Annotated in this window: 18 protein-coding genes; 10 read left to right on the top strand and 8 right to left on the bottom strand. The window is 70.0% G+C overall.

Annotated features, from left to right (window positions below):
* Positions 1 to 62 precede the first annotated feature (62 nt).
* Complete coding sequence (locus tag H2Q94_RS11740) at positions 63 to 1,253, bottom strand: beta-1,3-glucanase family protein (protein ID WP_243794619.1); 1,191 nt, start codon at positions 1,251 to 1,253, stop codon at positions 63 to 65.
* 323 nt (positions 1,254 to 1,576) lie between these two features.
* The gene (locus H2Q94_RS11735; RefSeq protein WP_243794617.1) at positions 1,577 to 2,212 is read right to left on the bottom strand and encodes a TetR/AcrR family transcriptional regulator; all 636 of its coding nucleotides are present in this window, start codon (positions 2,210 to 2,212) and stop codon (positions 1,577 to 1,579) included.
* A 190-nt stretch (positions 2,213 to 2,402) separates the two neighbouring features.
* Between H2Q94_RS11735 and H2Q94_RS30915 the strand changes: the two genes are divergently transcribed.
* The 5 genes from H2Q94_RS30915 (at position 2,403) to H2Q94_RS11710 (ending at position 6,986) form a co-directional block, all read left to right on the top strand.
* The gene (locus H2Q94_RS30915; RefSeq protein WP_397545453.1) at positions 2,403 to 2,987 is read left to right on the top strand and encodes an SDR family NAD(P)-dependent oxidoreductase; all 585 of its coding nucleotides are present in this window, start codon (positions 2,403 to 2,405) and stop codon (positions 2,985 to 2,987) included.
* Positions 2,873 to 3,205 carry an SDR family NAD(P)-dependent oxidoreductase gene (locus H2Q94_RS11725; RefSeq protein ID WP_397545476.1) on the top strand — a complete coding sequence of 111 codons (333 nt, stop codon included), beginning with the start codon at positions 2,873 to 2,875 and terminating at the stop codon, positions 3,203 to 3,205. Before H2Q94_RS30915 ends, H2Q94_RS11725 begins: the two co-directional genes overlap by 115 nt.
* A 33-nt stretch (positions 3,206 to 3,238) precedes the next feature.
* Positions 3,239 to 4,366 (top strand): DUF5938 domain-containing protein, encoded by a 1,128-nt coding sequence (locus H2Q94_RS11720; protein ID WP_243794613.1) that lies wholly within the window; start codon positions 3,239 to 3,241, stop codon positions 4,364 to 4,366.
* A gap of 65 nt (positions 4,367 to 4,431) precedes the next feature.
* Positions 4,432 to 5,970 (top strand): AMP-binding protein, encoded by a 1,539-nt coding sequence (locus tag H2Q94_RS11715; RefSeq protein WP_243794610.1) that lies wholly within the window; start codon positions 4,432 to 4,434, stop codon positions 5,968 to 5,970.
* Positions 5,971 to 6,206: 236 nt separating this feature from the next.
* Entirely contained in the window at positions 6,207 to 6,986 is a 780-nt protein-coding gene (locus tag H2Q94_RS11710; RefSeq protein ID WP_243794608.1) for an isocitrate lyase/PEP mutase family protein, read from the top strand.
* Positions 6,987 to 7,049: 63 nt separating this feature from the next.
* Here the strand turns inward: H2Q94_RS11710 and H2Q94_RS11705 are convergent, their stop codons facing one another.
* On the bottom strand, positions 7,050 to 7,910 hold the full coding sequence (locus tag H2Q94_RS11705) for a hypothetical protein (protein WP_243794606.1): 861 nt from the start codon (positions 7,908 to 7,910) through the stop codon (positions 7,050 to 7,052).
* Positions 7,895 to 8,506 (bottom strand): glycosyltransferase family 39 protein, encoded by a 612-nt coding sequence (locus H2Q94_RS11700; RefSeq protein ID WP_243794604.1) that lies wholly within the window; start codon positions 8,504 to 8,506, stop codon positions 7,895 to 7,897. The genes H2Q94_RS11705 and H2Q94_RS11700 overlap by 16 nt, the downstream gene beginning before the upstream one ends.
* Before the next feature lie 85 nt (positions 8,507 to 8,591).
* Between H2Q94_RS11700 and H2Q94_RS11695 the strand changes: the two genes are divergently transcribed.
* A complete protein-coding gene (locus H2Q94_RS11695; RefSeq protein ID WP_243794602.1) occupies positions 8,592 to 9,377 on the top strand; it encodes a creatininase family protein in 786 nt (261 codons plus the stop codon).
* Positions 9,374 to 10,822 carry a xylulokinase gene (locus H2Q94_RS11690; protein WP_243794600.1) on the top strand — a complete coding sequence of 483 codons (1,449 nt, stop codon included), beginning with the start codon at positions 9,374 to 9,376 and terminating at the stop codon, positions 10,820 to 10,822. Before H2Q94_RS11695 ends, H2Q94_RS11690 begins: the two co-directional genes overlap by 4 nt.
* A 137-nt stretch (positions 10,823 to 10,959) precedes the next feature.
* Here H2Q94_RS11690 and H2Q94_RS11685 read toward each other — a convergent pair whose 3' ends face one another.
* Both H2Q94_RS11685 and H2Q94_RS11680 read right to left on the bottom strand, forming a co-directional pair.
* A complete protein-coding gene (locus H2Q94_RS11685; RefSeq protein WP_243794598.1) occupies positions 10,960 to 12,846 on the bottom strand; it encodes a S9 family peptidase in 1,887 nt (628 codons plus the stop codon).
* A 188-nt stretch (positions 12,847 to 13,034) separates the two neighbouring features.
* A complete protein-coding gene (locus H2Q94_RS11680) occupies positions 13,035 to 13,418 on the bottom strand; it encodes a YchJ family protein (RefSeq protein WP_243794596.1) in 384 nt (127 codons plus the stop codon).
* A gap of 312 nt (positions 13,419 to 13,730) precedes the next feature.
* Between H2Q94_RS11680 and H2Q94_RS11675 the strand changes: the two genes are divergently transcribed.
* On the top strand, positions 13,731 to 15,044 hold the full coding sequence (locus tag H2Q94_RS11675) for an MFS transporter (protein WP_243794594.1): 1,314 nt from the start codon (positions 13,731 to 13,733) through the stop codon (positions 15,042 to 15,044).
* On the opposite strand, the gene H2Q94_RS11670 is transcribed toward H2Q94_RS11675, so the two are convergent.
* Positions 15,026 to 15,814, bottom strand: coding sequence for a GNAT family N-acetyltransferase (locus H2Q94_RS11670; RefSeq protein ID WP_243794592.1), 789 nt, complete (start codon positions 15,812 to 15,814; stop codon positions 15,026 to 15,028). The two genes, H2Q94_RS11675 and H2Q94_RS11670, sit on opposite strands and share 19 nt — an antisense overlap.
* Positions 15,815 to 16,091: 277 nt before the next feature.
* Positions 16,092 to 16,646 carry a TetR/AcrR family transcriptional regulator gene (locus H2Q94_RS11665; RefSeq protein ID WP_243794591.1) on the bottom strand — a complete coding sequence of 185 codons (555 nt, stop codon included), beginning with the start codon at positions 16,644 to 16,646 and terminating at the stop codon, positions 16,092 to 16,094.
* 182 nt (positions 16,647 to 16,828) lie between these two features.
* Here H2Q94_RS11665 and H2Q94_RS11660 point away from each other — a divergent pair, with 182 nt between their 5' ends.
* Together H2Q94_RS11660 and H2Q94_RS11655 are read left to right on the top strand one after the other, a co-directional pair.
* Positions 16,829 to 18,070, top strand: coding sequence for an MFS transporter (locus H2Q94_RS11660; protein ID WP_243794590.1), 1,242 nt, complete (start codon positions 16,829 to 16,831; stop codon positions 18,068 to 18,070).
* Positions 18,063 to 21,227, top strand: coding sequence for an arabinosyltransferase domain-containing protein (locus H2Q94_RS11655; RefSeq protein WP_243794589.1), 3,165 nt, complete (start codon positions 18,063 to 18,065; stop codon positions 21,225 to 21,227). Before H2Q94_RS11660 ends, H2Q94_RS11655 begins: the two co-directional genes overlap by 8 nt.
* Positions 21,228 to 21,232: the final 5 nt, after the last annotated feature.

Genomic DNA, 21,232 nt, shown 5'->3' with positions numbered 1-21,232 from the left:
ACCCGGTGACGCGAACGGCGGCCGACCCACTCGCGTGGATCGGCCGCCGTGTGTTCGAGAGATCAGCGCATCGCGTTGAGGGTCAGCGTGAACACGTCGGGGTCGCCGGCGTTGACCTTACCGCTGTGGTCCTCGCCCGCGTTCGAGCTGACGTCGTCGTAGGCGAACGCGTAGCCCTTGCCGTCGGGCAGGTTCTCGTGCACCACGCGGGCGTAGTGGTTGGTGATCTCGTTCTGGTAGAAGGTGGCCGGGTCCTCGTCCTGCGGCTGGTTCGGGTTGATCAGCAGCGTGGTGCGGTTGAACGCCGCCGCCAGGCGCGGGACGATCGCCAGGCGCTCCTGCGAGTCGCTCTCCGGGTTGTTCGCGAACGGGCCGCTGTTGCAGCCCCAGATGTCCACGGAGGACGGCTTTTCGAAGCGCTCCGAACCGAACACGAACGCGTCGCCCTCGACCTTGCCCTCGATGACGCCGAGGTCGTCGCGCTGGGTGTCGACGAAGATCGACTCACTGGCGTACTTGGCGTACACCTCGTCCACGTAGGGCTCGAGGTAGCCCTCGAAGTCGGCGGCGCGGTGGTTCGGGTTGAGCACCCGCACGACCCGGCCGTCGGCCTCCTGGACCAGGTTGGCCCAGTTGCCGCCCTGGGAGCGCAGGCCCTCGGCGACGCCGTCCAGCGCGCCGGTGGGCATACCGGGAACTTCCTGGTCACCGCTGGCCGCCTTCAGGTGCAGCGCGATCGGCGCGGCGACGAAGTCGACGTAGCTGATGTTGGCGTAGAGCTGCTCGGCGTTGAGGGTGAACTCGGCGAACGTCCAGTCCTTGCCGTAGTTCGGGTCCTCTTCGGACACGAAGTTCGGGTGCACGACGGAAGTCGCGCCGTCGCCGTCCTGCACGACCTGGAATTCCAGGGTGTCGTTGAGGGCGAAGTAGACCCGGGCTCCGTACATGCGCGGGACGGTCACCTCGACGGAGCCGTCGACCGGGATGGCCGCTTCCTCGCCGACCGGGGTCGGCTCGGGGCCACCGGCCTCCGGGAAGTACGGGGTGCCGTCCTTCGTGATGAACACTGCCTTCTTCTCGGCGTCCGAGAAACCGGCGATGTACGCGGTGGCCGGTCCGCCGGAGTTGTTCTGCAGCACGAACTTCAGGCTTTCCGGCGCCGCTGAAGCGAACGGGGCGCTGATGGCCTGTGCCCAGAACGGGGTGCTCAAGGCTGCAGCTGAATACCCGAGAAATCGGCGACGAGAAACCATGGGGGATACCTCCTGGGACAACAGGACCGGCCGGGGTTTGCCGGTCCGTTCGGGATCGATCCCGGAGTCTGCCGGTCTAGACCTACCCTCCATACCCCCAAAAGGACTGAATTCACCACCGCCGAACACTAATCAACGCAAGCGCACATCGATCTGTGAATTGCAAGCAACAGGCGACATCCAGACACAGAACTGGGAAAACGGTTATGCCACTACGGAAAAGCCCAGCCCGGTCCACTGTGCTCACGAAAGATGAGACGAAAGTCGATACGCGCGCTCACACCTGAGACCGCCCGCTTGAAACGGGACCGAGATGTCCCGCGTCAGGACTCCGCGAGCAACAGCGCGAGCACTCCCGGCATCTCCGACTCCAGCCGCGCGACCTCGTCGTCCATTTCCGACAACGCGTGGCGAAGGCCGCGCTGGAAGATGCCGTCGATCATGGCGTAGGCGACGGTCGACGAAGTCGCGGTTCCGGTACCGGCCAACTCGGCGTAGCGGCTGACGACCCGCCAGATCATCTCTTCGCGGCGCTGGTCTATTTCGATCACTTCGTTGCGGAACGACTCGTCGAAAAGGCTCTGGTTGCGCAGGTCGTACCACAACCGGTGCAACGAGGCGTCCGCCTTCAGCGTCGCGAAGAACCGGCCGACGAAACCGTCCCGCAACTCGTCCGCGCTCGTCGCATTCGCGACCAGCTCGTCGTACCGGGTCACGCACACCGCTTCGTACTGACGGACCGCCTGCACGATCAGGTCCTGCTTGTCGGCGAAGTAGTAGTGCAGCACGCCGTGGGAGAACTCCGAGTTCTGCGCGATCTCCCGCAGGCTCGTCCGCGCGTACCCCAGGGAGGCGAGCGTGTGCAGCGTGGCGACGGCCAGCTCTGTTCGCCGCAGCTCGAACTTGTCGACCTGGCGGCGGGCGATCCGCTTCTGCTTCGTCTCGGCAACCTCGGTCACGTGCTCGTCCTGTCGACTGGAGGCGATGTGGTGTTGCGCGAGTCAGTCTATCGCCGACCGCTACCGCCGTCCGTGACAGTCGTCCAAGAATTTCTTGACGACTGTCCAAATCTTTGCCTACCGTGTGATCCACGCCGCACGAGCGATCTCCGATCCGTGCAACTCAGCGATCTCAACGAGGAGATTCCGGATGAGCAGTTATGACCTGACCGGCAGAAAAGCCCTCGTCACAGGGGGCGCACGCGGACTCGGCGCAGGCATCGCCGAGGCACTGACGAAGGCGGGCGCCGCCGTCGTCATCGGCGACGTGCTCGAAGAGGCGGGCAAGGAAACGGCCGGCGCGCTGCGCGACGCAGGCGCCGACGCGGAGTTCGTGAAGCTCGACGTCACCGACGACGGGAACTGGGCCGCGGCCGTCCAGCAGTCGGTCGATGCCATGGGCGGCCTGGACATCCTCGTGAACAACGCCGGGGTGGAGATCACCAGCCTGATCGTCGACCTCGACCCGTCCGACGTCCGCAGGATGCTCGACGTCAACGTGCTCGGCAGCTCCCTCGGCCTCAAGCACGGCTTCCGCGCCATGCGGCCCGGCGGCGCGGGGGCCGAGGTGGCGCGGTGGTCAACATCGCCTCCGTCGCCGCGACGATCGCGTTCCCCGGCATCTCGCTGTATTCCGCGACGAAGTCCGCGATCGACCGGCTCAGCCGCGTTGCCGCCGCCGAATCCGGAAAACTCGGTTACGGGGTGCGCGTCAACACCATCTTCCCCGGCCTGACACCCACCACCATGGGCAACCAGCTCGCCGCGGACTGCGCCGAGATCGGGCTGTTCGACTCACCTCAGGCCGCCGCTGAGGCGGTCGTGGGCCTGACCCCGCAAGGACGACTCGGACAGGTCGACGACATGGCCGACGCCGTGGTCTTCCTGTCCTCCGACGCCGCCAAGTACATCACCGGAGCAGGGCTCTCGGTCGATGGCGGCATGGGCATGTGATCAAGACACCACGAGCACGGAAGGAACCAATTCATGCCTACTGACAAGCGCGTCGTCGTCTACGGCGCCTCCGGTTACACCGGACGGCTGATCTGCGAGTACCTGCGCGAGTACAACATCCCCTTCCTCGCCGCGGGCCGGAATCTCCAACGCGTTGAGGACGCCGTCGCCGCCGTGCCCGGCATCGAGACCGTGGAACACGAGGTCGTGGAGGTCGAGCACACCGCGGCCGCACTGGCCGAGCAGTTCCGCGGCGCCTCCGTCGTGCTGAACACCGTCGGCCCCTTCGCCCGCTACGGGCATGAAGTCGCGCAGGCCTGTCTGGACATCGGTGCCCACTACACCGACACCAACGGCGAGCAGAACTGGATGATCGACGCCGAGGACCGCTACGGCGCCGACTTCGCCGCACGCGGGCTGGTGCTGACCCCCGGTCTGGCGCAGATGTACACCATCGGCGAGATCGCGGCCAACATCTGCCTGGAGAACCCCGGCCTGGACACCCTGGACATCGAGGTGTTCTGGAAGGGACATCCGACGGTCGCCTCGACCAACACGATCCTGTTGAACGCGGCGTTCGCCAAGGCCTACCACCTCGAGCAGAACGAGTACGTGGAGTGGCGGGCGGACGGCTGGCCCGCCGAAGTCGTGGTGCCCGGGCAGCACGAGCTCGGCCTCGCTCTGCCGTGGGGCGGCACGTCGCACCCGGTGTGGTTCAAGAACGATCCGCGAGTGGCCAACGCGCGTGCGCTCGGCGGGGTGTTCGACAGGGCGCTGATGTCGGCCGTTCCGCAGATCGTCACGGCCGCGCTGGAGCAGATGGAAGGGCTCTCCACCGAGGAGAAGCTCCAGGTCATCGACGCGACTTCGGCCCAGGTCCGCAGTGAGATGCCGCCCAGGGAGAACCCGCGCATCAACACGTCGCTCGACTCCGTGTACGCCTCCGGTCCGCTGGGCCGGGCGCATTGCGTGATCCACGGCAACTGCAACTACAAGCAGACCGCCCTGTTGAACGTGCACGCGGCCGCGGAGCTGCTGCAGCGGCCGCCGCGGAAGGCCGGGTTCGCCTCCAGCTGCCAAGCCTTCGGGCACCGCGAGCTGCTGGGCACGCTCCGCGCGTTCGGCCTCGTGCTCGAGCCGATCCTGGAAGTCCACCGCTGATCCGCTCCGCCGGCCGCCGTTCGCGGCGGCCGGCGCGCGCGGTGATCCCCGCAATGAGGTGAGCAATGCAGCTGGCCGACTATTTGGACAAGGGCGCGTCCCTCGGCGGCGACGAACCCTGCTTGACGACGAACGGCGAATCGCGCACCTACGCCGAGGTGCAGCGGCTGTCCTGGCGGATCGCCGGGGCGTTGCACGGGTCCGGAATCGGTGCGGGCGACCGGATCGCCGTCCTGTCCGCGAACGATCCGGTCGCGCTCACCTGCGTGTTCGGCATTTCCCGCGCTGGTGCGGTGTGGTGCCCGGTCAACCCCCGCAACGAAGCCGCCGAGAACAAGCAGCTGTTGGAGATGTTCGGGTGCCGCTGCCTGTTCTTCCAGGAGCGGTTCGCCCCGCTGGTGGAGCGCATTCGCCACGAGCTTCCGGCGCTGACCACTCTGGTGTGCCTGGACGGCGAGGTCGACGGCGCCTGGACTTTCGACGACTGGGTCGAACGCGCCTACCGCACACCGGATCGGATCTTCCGCGCCGGTGATCAGCCGTGCATGCTCGCCGGGACCGGTGGCACGACCGGGCTGCCGAAGGGCGTCCGGCTGACCGGGACGAACATGGCGACCGCGACCGCGACGACGCTGATGAGCTATCCCTTCGGCGAGTCGCCCCGGTATCTCGCGCTCGCCCCGCTGACGCATTCCGCCGGGGTGCTCACCTTCCCGATCATGGCGCTCGGCGGTGAGGTCGTCATCATGCCCGCCCCGGACCTCGGCGAGTTCCTCCGGCTCGTGCAGCGCCACCGCATCACGCACGCGTTCCTGCCGCCGACGGTGATCTACGGACTGCTGGAGCATCCTGATCTTGATGCGACGGATCTGAGTTCGCTGCGCTGCCTCTGGTACGGGGCGGCGCCGATGTCGCCGACGCGGCTGGAGGAAGCGCTCACCCGGATCGGCCCGGTGCTCGGGCAGCTGTTCGGTCAGACCGAAGCACCGAACATGATCTCCACGCTCGCCCCGGCCGATCATTTCCGGCCGGATGGATCCATTGCCACCGAACGCCTTTCCTCCGCGGGACGGCCCAGCCCGCTGACCCAGGTGGCGATCATGAGCGAGGACGGCGCGCTGCTGCCGAGAGGGGAACGCGGGGAGGTCGTGGTGCGCGGGCCGCTGGTCATGGACGGGTACCACGAGAACCCGGAGGCCACCGTCGCGGCGGGTGAGCACGGCTGGCACCACACCGGCGACATCGGCTACCTCGACGCGGAGAACTTCCTCTACATCGTCGACCGGGCCAAGGACATGATCATCACCGGTGGGTTCAACGTGTACTCGGCGGAGGTGGAGCAGGCGCTGCTGGCGCACCCCGCGGTGCTGGACGCGGCGGTGATAGGGCTGCCCGACGAGAAGTGGGGCGAGCGGCTGACGGCCGTGGTGCAGCTGCGCCCTGCGCGAGAGGCGGCGCCGGAGGATCTGACGGCGTTCGTGAAGACGCGGCTGGGTTCGGTGAAAACGCCGAAGCAGCTCGACATCTGGCCCGACCTCCCGCGATCCAAGATCGGCAAGGTCCTCAAGTCAGAGATCAAGAACCGGTTCACCGCCACGGCCTGAGCCACCCCGCTCCGCGACGAAGCTTCACCACTCCCACCGGACGCAGCCAGCCATTCACCGGTCGTGTCGGTGGTCCGTTCGACCGGTGGGAGCGGGTGGAGGGGGCGTTCACCTGGTGGCGTCGGCGGAGTCATCGGCCCATTCGACCGGTGGGATCCGGTGGAGGTGGCATTCACCTCAGGTGAGTGGTGGCGGACCGGGGTGCTTCGGAGCGCGGGGGTTCTAGGTTGATCAGTATGACTTCCATCGCTGAGAAGGCCGCGCGACTGCAAGAGCTGCACGCGGCACCGGAATTGCTGCTGCTCGTCAACGTGTGGGATGCGATCACCGCGAAGGTCGTCGCCGAGACGCCCGGCACCACGGCGCTGGCGACTCCGAGCCATGGCATCGCCGCCTCCCGCGGCTACCCCGACGGCGAGCGGATCCCCCGCGACGAGATGATCGCCGAGGTCGCGTTGATCGTGCGGGCGGCCGGTGACCTGCCGGTCACGGCCGACCTCGAAGCGGGTTACGGCGACCCGGGCGGCACCATCGCCCGCGCCATCGAGGCCGGAGCCGTCGGCGCCAACCTCGAAGACCAGCTCAAGCCCCTGGCCGAATCGGTGCAAGCCGTCGAATCCGCCGTCGCCGCCGCCGAGTCCGCGGGCGTCGACTTCGTGCTCAACGCGCGCACCGACGCGTTCCTCAAAGCCGCCGACCGCGATCCGGAGGAGGTGCTCGCGGACGCGATCAGCCGCGGCCGCGCCTACCTCGACGCCGGGGCCTCGAACTTCTTCGTGCCCGGCAAGCTCGACACCGACCAGGTCTCGCGTCTCGTCGACGCGCTCGGCGACCGCAAGGTCAACCTGATCGGCATCCCGGGCTCCATTCCGCTGGCAACGGCGCAGGAACTCGGCGTCTCCCGGGTGTCCTACGGCCCGTGGAGCCAGAACGTGGCGCTGACCGCGCTGGCCGAACTCACCGAGGACGTCCACAACGGTGGCGGGCTTCCCGCGAACGCTCGCAAGCTGAACTGAGCACCTGCGGCGGGTCCTTCCCCACGAACTCCGGGAAGGACCCGCCTGCCCGCTCGGACTCCGTCAGCGGCCCGGCGTCAGGATGAGATCGCGGAGCGTCGGCCAGATGTCCGCCCACGGCGAGTTCCGCCCGCTGAGCATCCAGATGGTCGTCGTCTCCGGAACCAATCCCCCGTACGTTCCCAGCGGTGTGGCCGCCTGGATCGTCGTGATCGGGCGAATCTCGGTGAACCACGGGCGAAATCGCTCCGGGTCGCCGACGAGCAGCATCCGGTCTTGATGCTCCGGTGGCGGCGGGAACCAGCCGTAAGCGCGGTTCGTCCCCCTCGCGGGCGGCAGTCCCAGCGACGGTGCGGCGGCGTCGAGGTACGTCGCGTGCACGTAGGGATTCGCGACGAGCGCGGTCCGATCCCGTTGCTCCGGCGGCAGATTCCGGAAGGCGCGAGCGGTCGCGGACACCATCGGATCCGCGAACGTCGGCGCGGCCAGCACGACCGAGGAGGCGAGTCCCCCGACGGCGAGCACCGCGCTGAGCGCGACGACCGGCCACGCCGCCCGCGCCCGTCGCGCGGTGCGCCGGTGTTGCAGCGCCACCGCCCCGATCGAGAGCAGCACGCTGTAGGCCGGCAGCTGGTAGTAGTGGCGGCCCGAGCTGAGCACGATCACCACCAACAGCACCAGGAACGCCGCTCCGAGGAAGCGGTGTTCACGCCACCGCCGGTCTCCTCGCAGCGCAGCCAGCCCGCAGATCGCCAGCCCGAGCGTCAACGGGCCGGTGACGGCGAGCCCGTGCAGCGCCACGACGAGCGGGTTGCCGTAGATCAGCGCGTTCTCGCCCGACACCACCTCCGCCATGGCGAGCTGCGGCCAGCCGTTGACCGCCTGCCACACCAAGGTCGGCGCGGTGATCAGCAGTCCGAGCACCGCCCCGCCCAGAGGGCCGGTCTGCGGAGCAACTCGCGCGGCCCCAGCAGCGCGGCGGAAACGAGGACGGCGAGCGCCAGCGCCAGCACCTGGAACCTGGTCTGGGCGGTGACTCCGACGACGGCGCCGAGCACCAGCAGCAGCCGGTCGTCGCGCACCCGGATCCAGCGCAGCAGCAGCCAGAAGATCACCGCCCACAGCGCGGGTTCCAGCGTGTACGGAGTCAGCCAGTGCCCGAATTGAGCGGCGGCGACGCACGTGCCCTGCCCGAGCGCGGCAAGGGTCTGCGCTCGGGAATCGCCGCCCAGTTCCCTGGCCATGAGCGCGGTCAGCACCACCGCGGCGGCGGTCGCCAGTACCGCGGGCACGGCAAGTACGAACGGCGATCCGGGTGCGATCGCGTCGGCGAGTGCGGCCAGCAACGGTGTCAGCGGCGGCTGGTCCACCGCACCCCAGTCCAGGTGATGCCTGCCGATGGCCAGCATCAGGTCCTCGTCGAACCAGCGGCGCGGCACGGCGGCCAGGACCAGGTGCGCGACGGTGACCGTTCCGGCGATGCAGGCCACCGGAACCACGGCCGATCGGGGAATGGACATCAGGCACCGCCGACGACGAACATGGAGGGCTCCTTCTCGTTGGCGGTCCGCTGCACATGGATTCTGGCGTTGTCCGGTCGGCGGCGTGACCGCCGGGACACGACCACCTCAGCTGCCGGAAACCGACTCGATCCGCGAGGTGCTGATGACGCCGTGGGGAGAACTCACGTGGCCCGAGCTGCCGACCGCCGTCGCCGAACACCGGGTGGCGCTGCTGGCGTTCGGCGCGATCGAGGAGCACGGGCCGCACCTGCCGCTGGCCACCGACGATCTCGTCGCCGACCACCTCGCGCGGCGCCTCGCCGATCGGGTCGGCCTGCTGCGGCTGCCGACCGTCCCTTATGGACAGGTGTGGTCGTTGGAGCACTTCCCGGGAAGCCTCTCGGTCGGCGATGACACGCTGGTAGCCCTGATCACCGACCTCGCGCGCGGCCTGGTGCGCAACGAAGTGCGCGGACTCGTGCTGCTGTCGGCTCATCTGGGCAACGCGGCGGCGTTGAAGCGGGCGAGCCGGGAGCTGGAGGGGACGCTGCCCGCCTTGGCGTTGACCTACCCCGGTCTCCGCGAGGTCAGCGATCGCGTCCGCGAAGCGCCGGACTCCCGTCCCGGCATCATGCACGCCGACGAGATCGAGACCTCCATCATGCTGCACGTCGCTCCCGACGAGGTGCGGATGGAGCGGGCTCGGCCCGAGTACCCGCGGTATCCGCCGGACTTCGATTCCGCGCCGGTGCGCTGGGATTCCGTCAGCGACAGCGGCGTCTTCGGCGATCCCACCGCCGCGACCGCCGAGAAGGGCGCGGTGGTGCTCGACCACGTGGTCGGCGAGGCCGAGCGGCTGATCCGCGGCTGGCTCCGGCGGTTGCCGTGACCCGGGAACTGGCCGTGGGCATCGATGTCGGCACGACCAGCACCAAGGTCGCCGCCGTCGACCGCTGCGGCGAAGTGGTGGCGATCCGTTCCGCCGAACACGGGCTCATCGGCGGCACGGACGCGGTGGAGGCCGATCCGGCGAGCTGGTGGCGCTCGGTCCGTTCGGCGCTGCGCGGCCTGGCGGGCCTGCGCGCCGACGTCGTGGTGGTAGGCCTGTGCGGCAACATGAGCTCAGCGGTGCTGGTGGACCGCTGCGGTGCCGCGCTGCGCCCGGCGATGCTGCTCGCCGATCCGCGCGGCGCCGACGAGATCGCGAACCTGGGCGAGGACGTCCGCGCCGAGATCGAGCGGACGACGGGCAATTCGCCCGGCACGGTGTTCACCCTGGCCAAGCTGCTGTGGCTGGCACGGCACGAGCCGCTGCGGATGCGGCGCGCGAACGCGGTGCTCACCGCGAAGGACTTCATCCGCCACCGGCTCACCGGGACGCTGGAATCCGAACCCACCGACTCGGCCAACACCCTGCTGCTCGATGAGCGCGGCGCGGCGTGGCGGACCGACCTGATCGAGGCGCTCGGCCTGCGCCGATCGCTGTTCCCGCCGCTGGTGGACTCCGAATCGCCGGTCGGCGCCGTGACGGATGCGGCGGCCGCGGCGACGGGGCTTCCCGCCGGAATCCCGGTGCAGGCGGGGACGGGCGACATGGCCGCCGCACTGCTCGGCGCGCACGACCCGGAACCGGGGTCGGTGCTGATCTCCCTCGGTACCTCGGTGACCACGCTGGCGTGCGTCCGCGAGTTCGCGAGCCGGTGGTCGGGAGCGCTCACCTCCCATCCCCTGCCCGCCGGGATGGGCTCGATGGCGTTGGGTTCGCTGATCACCGGAGGTCTCGCGGTGAACTGGCTGCGTTCGGTGGCAGGCGACGACGCGGTGCGCGCGGCTGATGCCCGGCCGGATCCGGACCGTCCGCTGGTGTTCCTGCCGCACCTGGCCGGCGCCGGAACACCGGACTTCCGCCCCGAGGCGCGTGGCAGCCTGTTCGGACTCGACACCGCAACCACCGGTGCGGATCTCGCGCACGCCTTGTTCGAGGGCACGGCGTTCGAGATCGCCGAGGTGCTGCGGTTGCTCGGCGCCGACCACACCGAGCGCGTCCTGCTCGCCGGGGGTGGAACGAATCTCCCCGCATGGGTGCGGATCATCACCGACGTGCTCGGGCGCGAGACGGAAGTGCTGGAACGGCCGGACACCTCGACCATCGGCGCGGCACGGCTGGCGTGGCGAGCCGTCGGCACGAGCTGCCCGGCCGCAGGGCGGCGACGTCGCTGCGCGCCACGGACCGAGTACCGCACGGCGTGGCAACGGCGGGAGGAGCGGTACCGCGACGCCCGCCGCACCGCATTTCGTTACTACGCGGCGGAAAACGACGAGCAGCGGCCCTGACCCGATCGGTTCGGCGGTAACACTCCACAGTGGACTCCTCGGGTCGGGATCGCGGACTGATCGGCTCGTCCGCCTCGGTCGCCACGCCGACCGAGGCGGACGTCTCGCGCCGCCGGAAACTCTCGTCGCCGGCACGGTCACTCCTGGCCGGGTCGTCCGTCCAGGTGTTCGGCGAGGAAGCGGTCGGCGGCGCGGAACATCGTGATCAGGTTCTCCGGATTCGTGAACAGATGGCCTTCGTCGTCGAAGACGAGGTACTCCACCTCGACGCCCCGGCCGCGCAACGCCTCGACGAGGTTGTCGGACTCGGCCTGCACCACGCGGACGTCGTTGGCGCCTTGCACGACCAGCAGCGGGGTGCGGATCTCGTCGACCCGGGTGATCGGCGAACGGGCGAGCATGTACGCCTCCTGCGCCGGGTCGGCCGGGTCGCCGACGTAGTGGTACCAGTTGTTGATCAGCCCCGGCTTGGCCATCTCCGGGACGGTCCGCATGAAGTTCGCCAGGTTGGAGATCCCGACGTAGTCGACGGCCGCGGCGAAACGGTCCGGGGTGAACGTGACGCCGACCAGGGTGGCGTAACCCCCGTAGGAGCCGCCGAAGATCGCGACCCGGTCCGGATCCGCGTAGCCCTGGTCCACCGCCCAATCCACCGCGTCGAGCAGATCTTCGTGCATGGCGCCCGCGAACTCCCCGACCGCGGCCTGCATGTGGTTCTTCCCGAAACCGGTCGAGCCGCGGAAGTTGACCTGCAGCACCGCGTATCCCCGGTTCGCCATCACCTGCGCGCTCTTGTCGAACCCCCAGGAGTCACGAGTCCACGGTCCACCGTGGACGATCAGGACCAGCGGCAGGCCGGACGGCTCGATCCCCACGGGCAGCGTGAGGTACGACGGCAGCGGCAGTCCGTCCCGGGCGGTGATCCTCACCGGCGTCATCGGGGCCATCGCGGCCGGATCCAGGTGCGGGTTCGGCCGGAACAGCAGCCGCCGCTCCCCTGTCTTGTGGTCGTAGAGCCAAGTGAGCCCGGAGTCGCGGTCGTGGGTGAAGGACACGACCCAGCGGCGGCCCTCCTCGTCGGAGGACACGGCGGCGAGGTCACCATCGGACAGCGCCTCCAGATTTTCCAGCACGGCGGCGAATTCCGGATCCAGCGCGCGGATCACCTGACGTTCGCCGAGGTAGCGCGCTCCCAGCAGCTCGCCGGTCCGCCGATGCCGGATCAGGGGCGACGGAAACCCGGGGAACACGAGAGCACGCGTGTCGAGGTCGAGCCTCGGATGGGAGTCGACCTCGGTCTCCTCGCCGGTGGTCAGATCAAGCCGGACCAGGCGGGTCCGATCGGTGCCCCGGTTGGAGCCGATCCACACGGCGGTGCCGTCCGGGGTGGCCTCGAACGGGAAGACGCTCATCGGGTAGTCGCCGCCGTCGAAGGTCGCGACGCGGTGCAGTTCCCCGTCGCCCCAGCGGGACAGCGCGATGTCGCCGCCGTCGGTCAAGGTCTGGGCGAACAACCGGCCCGCACCGGCGTAGAGCCAGCCGAGGACCGGCCCTGGGTTCTCGGCGAGCGTCGTGAGTTCACCGGTGGCGATGTCGAGCTCATGCAGGTCGAACTCGGCGACGTTCCTCGCGTTGAGCTGCAGGACCGCCTTGCCCGGACGCGCGGCCGGCAGCACCAGGTCGCTGGCCGTCGCGGCGGGGAACGGTGTCAGGTCGACGGCGGGCGCCTCCGGATCGTCGAGGTCGACCCGGAACACGTGCCAGTTCTCGTCACCGTCGCCGTCCTGCAGGTAGAGCAGCCAGCGCGGGTCGTCGGTCCACAGGTAGCGCTGGACGGTGCGGCGCTCATCGGCGGTGACGCAGCGCGGCTCACCATCGGAATCGAGGTCCTCGATCCAGACGTTGAGCCGGCCCTTCCACGGCGCCAGGTAGGCGATCCGGGTTCCGTCGGGCGAGATCGACGCGCCCGCGCGCTCCGGTGGCCGGAAGAAGTCCTCAACGTCGATCCGTTCGGGCAGTGCCATGTTCGGGCCTCTCCTCGTGTCGCTGCGGTTTCGCTGCGAACCAGGAAAATCCCTGCCGCCACGGCATGCTCAACCCCGAACCTCTGTGAGGAGCACCACCCGCCGCGTATCGGCACAGGTCAGAAATGGACGCGCAGTGAGCGGGCCGCTGAGTTCCGGGCACCCACGCAGTCCATTCGGAAAGGACTTCAGCCGTGGTCGCCGTTGAGGTAGAGCCACGCCTTGTCGGATCGGGTGAAGCGGCTGTGTTCGGTGAGTGACCCCGCCTGGCCGTGCAGACGGTAGTGCGCGCGGAACGTGACGGTGCCCTCGGTGTCGAAGGGGCCGCCGCCGGTGCGGTCGAGGATGTCGAGGCGGACCCAGCGCTGCGCGGGATCAAGGTCGAGCTCGGCGGGGCGGGTCGACGGGTGCCAGGTCTTGAGCAGGTGGTCGGCGTCGCCGACGGCGAAGGCCGCGTAGCGCGACCGCATGAGCTGCTCGGCCGTCGCCGCCCGCCGCTCACCCGCGTGCAGTGGACCGCAGCAGTCGGTGAACGGCTCGCCGAGTCCGCACGGGCAGGGTTTCGCACTCACCCGCAAAGGCTCTCACCTCGAACAGGAGCCGAAGCGGCGACCCCGTTCGTCTGCTCGGCGGCGGACCGGTGAAGCCCGCTGAGCGACGGATCACCGCCGGGTTCTCGGCGGTTTCCTCACGAGGACGGCGATCTCGACAGGGCCGCCGCGAGGAAACCGCCGAGGTCGGGCATGTCCTCCGGCGGTAGCGGTCCCGCGCCGGAGCCCGAGTGGCCTTGCCCACAGGGGGTGACGAGCCCTTGAGTGTGCCGCGACGGCACGGACTTTCCTGTTCACGGCTTCACCGGCCGCGGTATCGGGAATGGGGTTGGCGTGCGTCAGAGTCCGGCGATCTACTTCGCCTCGTACGGATCGTCCTTGCTGGGACAGGGCATCGCCAGCGCGGTGCTGCCGCTGCTGGTGCTCGACCGCACCGGGGACGTGCTCGCGGCCGGATTGCTCGCGACCGTGTCCACGGCCTCGTCGGCCGGTATCGGACTGGTGTCCGGATTGCTGGTCGACCGGATCGACCGGCGGACAGTGTCGATCGTCTCGGACCTGCTCGCCGCGCTGTCGGTGGCCGCGCTACCGGTGATCGATGCGCTGTTCGGGTTGGACATGACCGGTTTCCTCGTGCTGGGTGCGCTCGGGGCGGTGATCCGGGTGCCGGGCATGACCGCCCGCGAGACCCTGCTGCCCGCGCTCGCCCAACTCGGGGCCTCCGGGCCGGGGAGGTTGGATCGGCTGATCGCCGCCCGCGAAACGGTGGGCAACGTCCTGCTGCTGGCCGGTCCCGGCGTGGGCGGGCTGTTCGTCGGCCTGTTCGGGCTGTCACCGACCTTGCTGCTGGCGACGGCCGCGACGAGCCTGTTCGCCGCGTGCAGCACGGTCGTGCTCGATCCACGAGCCGGGATCGTCCCTGCGCGCACCGCGACCGATGCCCGCGGCGGGGTGCGACGGGCGGGGGCGGACCTGCTGGCCTCATGGCGTTTCCTGGCCCGCCAACCGCTCCTGCGCGGTGTCACCCTCGTCGGCGCGGCGCTCGTGGCCGTCCTGAGCGCGCTGCAAACGACCCTGATGCCCGCCTACTTCACCAGTGAGAACCTGCCGGGCCTCACCGGTCTGACGTTGAGCGCGATCGCGGCGGGCAGCATCGCCGGTTCCGCGCTGTACGCGGTCACCGCCGGACGCGCCCGGCGCCGCACCTGGTTCGTCATCGGCATGATCGGCACCGTCGTCGGGTTCGCCGCCGTCGGGAGCATGGCGGCGCCGTGGCTCGTGCTCGGCGGCGCGGTACTGGTCGGCCTCACCAACGCCCCGGCGTCAGCGGTTCTCGGGGTCCTGACCGTCGAAGCCACCCCGGACGAGATGCGCGGCCGCGTCCTGAGCGCGCAGAACACGGTGCTGCTCGCCGCGCCCGCGATCACCAGCGCTCCGCTCGCGGCGGTCGCCGCCACCGCGGGCCTGCCCGCCGCGGGCGCCGGACTCGCCGGACTCGCCACCGTCTCCGCCCTGATCGCGCTCGGAGCACCGGCGTTCCGCTCCCTCGACGCCCCGCAAGCAGCACCCGGCCCGGATGCGTTGCTGCCGCGAACACTCGCCGGCGACCCGGTGGGGGTGGACGGACCTCAGATCCGCCACCGGTAAGGGGTCGTCGTCGACACCTTCCGGAGGCCCGACTTTTCGAGGATCGGCCGGGAGAACTCCGTCGAATCACTGTTGATCAGCGTCTTGCCCAGCTCCAGCGCCGCCCGCGCCCGTGCGGCGGTGAGCGCGCGGTAGATCCCCCGGCCGCGCCACTCCGCGCGGGTCGCGCCGCCCCAGATTCCGGCGAAGTCCGTGCCGCGCACCGGTTCCAGCCGCCCGGCGCTGATGATCCGCGAGTCGTGCTCGGCGACCCACAGCTGCATCCCGTCGTCCAGCGCGAGCCGGTGCAGGGCGGCATCGGCCGTGTCCGAGGAAACCGGCTCGCCGAACACCTCGTCCTGCATCGCGCACATCGCCCGGACATCGTCCGCCGCCGTCACCCGGCGCAGCCGCACATCCTCGGGCAACGAGACGTCGACCGCGAGCGACCGCGCCGCACCCACCATGATCGACTCGGGTTCGTCCGGAACGAACCCGTTGTCCAGCAACGCTTCGTGCACACCCGGCGCCTGATCGTGCGCGCGGGTCTTCCACTCGATCCGGCTGACCCCCGAGTCCGCCCGATAGTGCTCGACCGCCTCCGAAACCAGCCGCCGGACGCCTTCGGCATCGGCACCACCGAGATCGCGGTAGGTGATGAATCCCCGTCCCCCGCCGAACGTCGCCAACAGCAGCGGCCCGTGCCGCGTCACGGCGAGCGCGCCCGCCGTCTCGGCGTCCGTGCGCAACTGCTCGTCATAGGCCGCCAGCAACGGCGCGAGGTCATCCATACCCGTCATCTTCGACTGCGGACCGACCAGAACTCCAACGCTTTTCCGACGCCACCCGAAGAAGGATCTTTTGATCGTCGTCCGTTGTCCTGTCAGCGGCGAGACCGATGAGCAGTGACCGGCTTGAGCAAGCCGACCACCGGCGGGTTCTCAGCGGCCTTCTCGCGAGGACAGCAATTTTCCCTCGTGGCGGAGCCACTCGGGAAATCGACCCCGCAGCGGGACGGCCGCTGAGGTTCCGCTACCCGAACACCCGCGCAAACCATTCCGCAACGGATCAAGAAGTAAGACGGCGGACGGTGTCGAGGGTGCGTTCGCGGTCGCGGGAACCCTCACCGAGCGCTCGGTGGATCGTCAGCCCCTCGATCAGCGCGTCGAGCTCGCGGGCGATGTCCGGTTCGAAGTGGCGTCCCAGCGCCTGTTGGCTGCGGCGCATCCACTCGCTGATCAACTCGCGGTAAGCGGGTTCGCGGGCCGCCAGGGCGTAGAGCTCGTGGGTGAGCACGAGGTCGTCGCGGGTCGCGAACACGTCCTCGTGGATGATGTCGGCGACGGCCAGGCGAGCTTCGTCGATGTTCCGAGCCGCGGCCAGGCGAATCTCGAACCGGTCGATCACCGCGTTCGTGAACCGGGAGAACGCTTCGCGGAGCAGCTCGTCCATGCTGGCGAAGTGGTAGGTCATCGAACCGAGCGGCACGTCCGCGCGGGTGGCCACCTTCCGGTGCGAGGTGCCCGCGACGCCCTCGTCGGCGATGAGCCCGAGCACCGCGTCGATGATGCGCGCCCGCCGCCCCGGATCGAACCGGCGGCTCCTCGGTGTTTCCCCCGTCATCCCCGGGGACGGTAGCCGACTCGGATCACTTCTCCCTGGTCGGGTTCGGTCGGCCGTGCCGCGGCGAAAGCCCGGAAACCCGCATGCGTACGCTCGTACACATCTAACGTACGCTCGTACGCAACGCCGCCCGGGGCTCCACGGAGGAACCGGCCCGCCGACCGCACCTCGCCGAGGGAACCATGAGTGAACACACGGGAAGCGGTGCGCCGACGCCCCGCGCCGCAACGCCCGGTCGACGCCGGGCGCTGCAACTGACCTTCTTCTTGCTGGGAGCGGCGCTGGCCTCTTGGGTCACCCGCACTCCCGCCATCCGGGACGCGCTCGGCGCGTCCACCGGCGAGATGGGCCTGGTGCTGTTCGGGCTGTCGATCGGCTCCATGACGGGCATTCTCACCGCCGATCCGCTGGTGCGGCGGTTCGGCACGAAACCCGTCATCGCGGTGAGCATGGCGTTCGCGGTCGCGGGGCTCGCCGTGCTCGGCGGGTTCACCGCGCTCGCCGTCTCCCCCGGCGCGTTCGCGGGACTACTGCTGTTCGGGCTCGGCATGGGCTGCTCCGAGATCGCCCTGAACATCGAAGGCGCCGAGGTGGAACGGCTCGCCCAGCGGCCGCTGATGCCGCTGCTGCACGGCACCTTCAGCGCCGGGACGGTCATCGGATCGATCCTCGGGATGGTGTTCACCCGAGCCGGAATCGACGTGGTGTGGCACCTCATGGGCATCGCCGCGATCGGTGCTGTCGTGTCCGCGGTGGCCGTGCCCGCGTTCCCCGCCGGGTTCGGCAAGGAGCGCGGCACCGCGCGGCGCGGCATCGGGGCGGCCGCTCGCAGGCAGCTCGACCTGTGGGCGCAGCCTAGGATCGCGCTCATCGGCTGCGTAGTGCTGGGCATGGCGCTGGCCGAGGGCGCGGCGAACGACTGGCTGCCGCTGCTCATGGTCGACGCGCACGGCTTCGATCCGGTCGCGGGTTCCCTGCTGTTCACCGCGTTCGCCGCGTCGATGACCGCGGGCCGGTTCGCCGGTTCAGGACTGGTACGGCGATTCGGGCGGGTCGCGGTCGTCCGCGCCAGTGCGATCTGCGCGGGATTCGGCCTCGCTCTAGTGATCTTCACCGCCACTCCCGCGATCGCGGTGGCCGGCGTCGTGTTCTGGGGGCTCGGCGCCTCGTTGGGCTTCCCGTTGGCCATCTCCGCCGCCGGTGAGGGCGATGGTGACGCCACGGCCAGAGTGAGCGCGGTCGCCACTGCCGGATACCTCGCATTCCTTGTGGGACCGCCACTACTAGGATTCCTCGGCGACCACTTCGGACTTCGGTACGCGATGCTCGTGGTGCTCGTGCTGGTCGGATGTGCGGCCGCCACGGCTTCAGCAGTACGTGGCCCCGCCAAGGAAACGAACAAGGGGCCTGCGGTCGATGCGTGAGCCGAAGTGGAAATCCCTGCGGTGGATCGCCGTGGTGTCCGGGTTGCTCGGGACGCTGGCGGCGCTTCTGGTGCCGTTCCTGCCGGTGCGCTACGAGATCACCGAGCTGCGGTGGCCGACCGCCGAAGGCACGCAGGCGGTGTCCGCTCCGCTGGCCGCTTACCAGCCGCTGCGGCTCGACGTGGAGGTGCCGTGCGCCACGGCGCGTGGACTGGACGAGCGCAGTCCGGATCCGGCGGTGCTGCTGAGCACGAATCCGCCCGAAGCGGAGTACGGCACCCTGACCGGCCTGCGGCTGGAGGTCGCCGACGGCCAGCTGCGGCTGATCCAGCAAGGGCAGCAGCTCGGCACCGCCGCGCTGCCCGAGGGTGACTGCACGATCACCGTCCACTCCGACGGCGACGCCACCGACGCCCGGGTCGGCGACGAACGGTTCGCGCACGTCCCCGGTGACGCACGGCCGCAGCTGACCGGCATTTACTCCGATGTGGACAGTGCCGTCGACGACGTGCGGGGACTGTCGTTCTCGGCCGAGGTCGACGATCGGTACAACAGCCACCCGAGCCCGCTGAAGATCGCCGCCATGGTCGTCGCCGTGCTCGGCTGCGCGACCGCCTTGTGGGCGCTGCACCGGATCGACGCGACGGCCGGGCGCCGCCCGCTGCGGCGAGCGCGCGGGCGGTGGCGGCTCACCGGGCGTGACGTGGCGGTGACCGCGGCGCTGCTGGCGTGGTGGTTGATCGGAGCGATGACCGCCGACGACGGCTACTTCCTGACCATGGCGCGCGCCCGCGACGACTTGGGCTACGTCAACGACTTCTACCGCTGGTTCTCCGGACCCGTCGCCCCGATGGGCTGGTTCGTGGAGTTGCAGGCTCGGTGGGTGGCCTTCTCCACCGCGACACCGTGGATCCGGCTGCCCGCGCTCGGCATGGGGCTGGCGAGCTGGGCGCTGATGAGCCGGTTCGTACTGCCCCGGCTCGGGCAGCGGGTGCGACGCAGCCGTGCCGCCGGATGGGCCGCCGCCGCGGTGTTCCTGGCCTGCTGGCTGCCGTACGACAACGGGCTGCGGCCCGAGCCGGTCGTGGTGGTGCTGTCGCTGCTGGCGCTGTGCCTGGTCGAATACTCGGTGGCCACCCGTCGGCTCGCGCCCGCCACCATCGGGCTGATCGTCGCCGCGTTCGCGGTCGGGGTGAACCCGCACGGCATGGTCGCGGCGTTGCCGTTCCTCGCGGCGGCGAAACCGCTGCTGCACCTGGTGCGCCGCCGCGCCGAGCGGTTCGGCTGGGCCACGATCCTCGCCCCGATCGCCGCGTCCGGGCTGCTGGTGCTGGTCGCGGCGTTCTCCGACCAGCCGTGGCAGGCGGTCCTCGACTCCGCCGAAGTGCGCGGCGAGATCGGCCCGTCGCAGTCCTGGTACGAGGAGCTCAGCCGCTACGCGCTGCTGTTCGGCATGTCCCCGGACGGCTCGCTCACCCGCCGTTTCCCGGTGCTGCTGCTGGCCCTGTGCCTGGCGACCTGCACGGTGGTGATGCTGCGTCGCGGCCGGATCCGCGGCGCCGCGCTCGGGCCGAGCAGGCGGCTGCTGACCATCGCCGGGATGTACTTCGTGGCGCTGGCGCTCACCCCGACCAAGCACACCCACCACTTCGGCGTCATCGCCGCGGTCGGCGGTGTGGTGGCGGCGTTGACCGCGCTCGCCACCAGCAGCACCGTGCTGCGTTCCCGGCGCAACCGGGCGGTGTTCTTCGCCGGGCTGATGCTGGTGCTGGCGTTCGCGTTCACCGGCACCAACGCCTGGTGGTACGTCTCCGGCTGGGGCGTGCCGTGGTTCGACAAGCCGCCGTCGATCGGCGGCTACCAGTTCAGCACCGGCCTGCTGGTGATCGCCGCGATCGCACTGGTCCTGGCACTGGTCGAACACCTCAAGCTGGACGAGCGGAATCCGCCGGTCCCCGTCGAAGAGGACCGCTCGCGAGGACTGCGCCTCGGCAGCGCACCGCTGTCGATCGTGTGCGCGCTGTTGATACTCGCCGAACTCGCCTCGCTGGCCAAGGCCATCCCGGAACGCTGGGACACCTACAACCTCGCCACCGACAACGTTCGCCAGCTGGCGGGCGCGAGCTGCGGGCTGGCCGACTCGGTCCACGTCGAGGACGACCCGATCGCCGGGATGCTCGCCGTCGCACCGGATCAACCCGCCACCGCCGTCCCCGACGCGGAACCGTCCGAGGAGGATGAACCCGCCGACGAACACCTGCGCGGGATGGAAACCGGATTCCGGGCCAACGGGCTGCCCGACACCAAGAACCCGGACACCGGCCGCCCGACCTGGACCCCGCCGCACCGCTTCGGCACCGACCAGGCGCCGGTGTGGGGCAGCCACGGCGCACCGACCGGCACCGGCCGGCTGCGCACGCCCTGGTACGACCTGCCGGAGCGGGCGCGCACCGCAGAGGTGCCGCTCGTGGTCAGCGCGGCCGGAACGACCTCCGGCACGAACTCGCTGACCGCGGAATTCGGCCGCGACACCGAGCGCGGTTTCGAGATCCTCGAGAGCGCGCCGCTGGGACAGGACGGCGAAAAGCAGTGGCGCGATCACCGCATCGCGGTCCCGTCCGAGGCCACCCGGGTCCGCATCGTCGCCAAGGACCGCGCGCTCGGCGAAGAGGGCTGGATGGCCGTCAGCGCTCCCCGCGCACCGCGCCTGTCCCGCATGACCGACGTCGTCGGCGACGACCCGACGTTCGTGGAGTGGCCCGCGGCGATGGCCCACCCCTGCCTGAACATGACCACGAACCACCACGGCATCGCCGAGGTGCCCCGCTACCGAGTCGCCGGCGGCGGCGACGTGCGCGGCACCGGACAAGGCTGGTCCGCTCCGGACGCGGGTGGGCCGTTCGGCTACCTCAACGTCGCCACGAGCATGACCGAACTGCCCACTTACCTGCGCAACGACCTCGGCAACGACTGGGGCTCGCTCTACGCCGTGCACCCGTACGAACCCGACGCGCTGCCCGCCGCCGCGGCCACGCACACCCACATCGAGCAGCAGTGGGGCTGGTGGAGCCCCGGCCCGACACCGAACCCGATCATGCTGCCCGGCGACGTTCCCGACTCCAACGACCGCGAGGACGTCCAACCGGGTCCGCGCTGAGGAGC

It is taken from the genome of Saccharopolyspora gloriosae, from assembly GCF_022828475.1.
Taxonomy (GTDB): domain Bacteria; phylum Actinomycetota; class Actinomycetes; order Mycobacteriales; family Pseudonocardiaceae; genus Saccharopolyspora_C; species Saccharopolyspora_C gloriosae_A.
The sequence above is the reverse complement of the archived record's forward strand: the minus strand, read 5'-3'. Positions and strand labels throughout refer to the sequence as shown.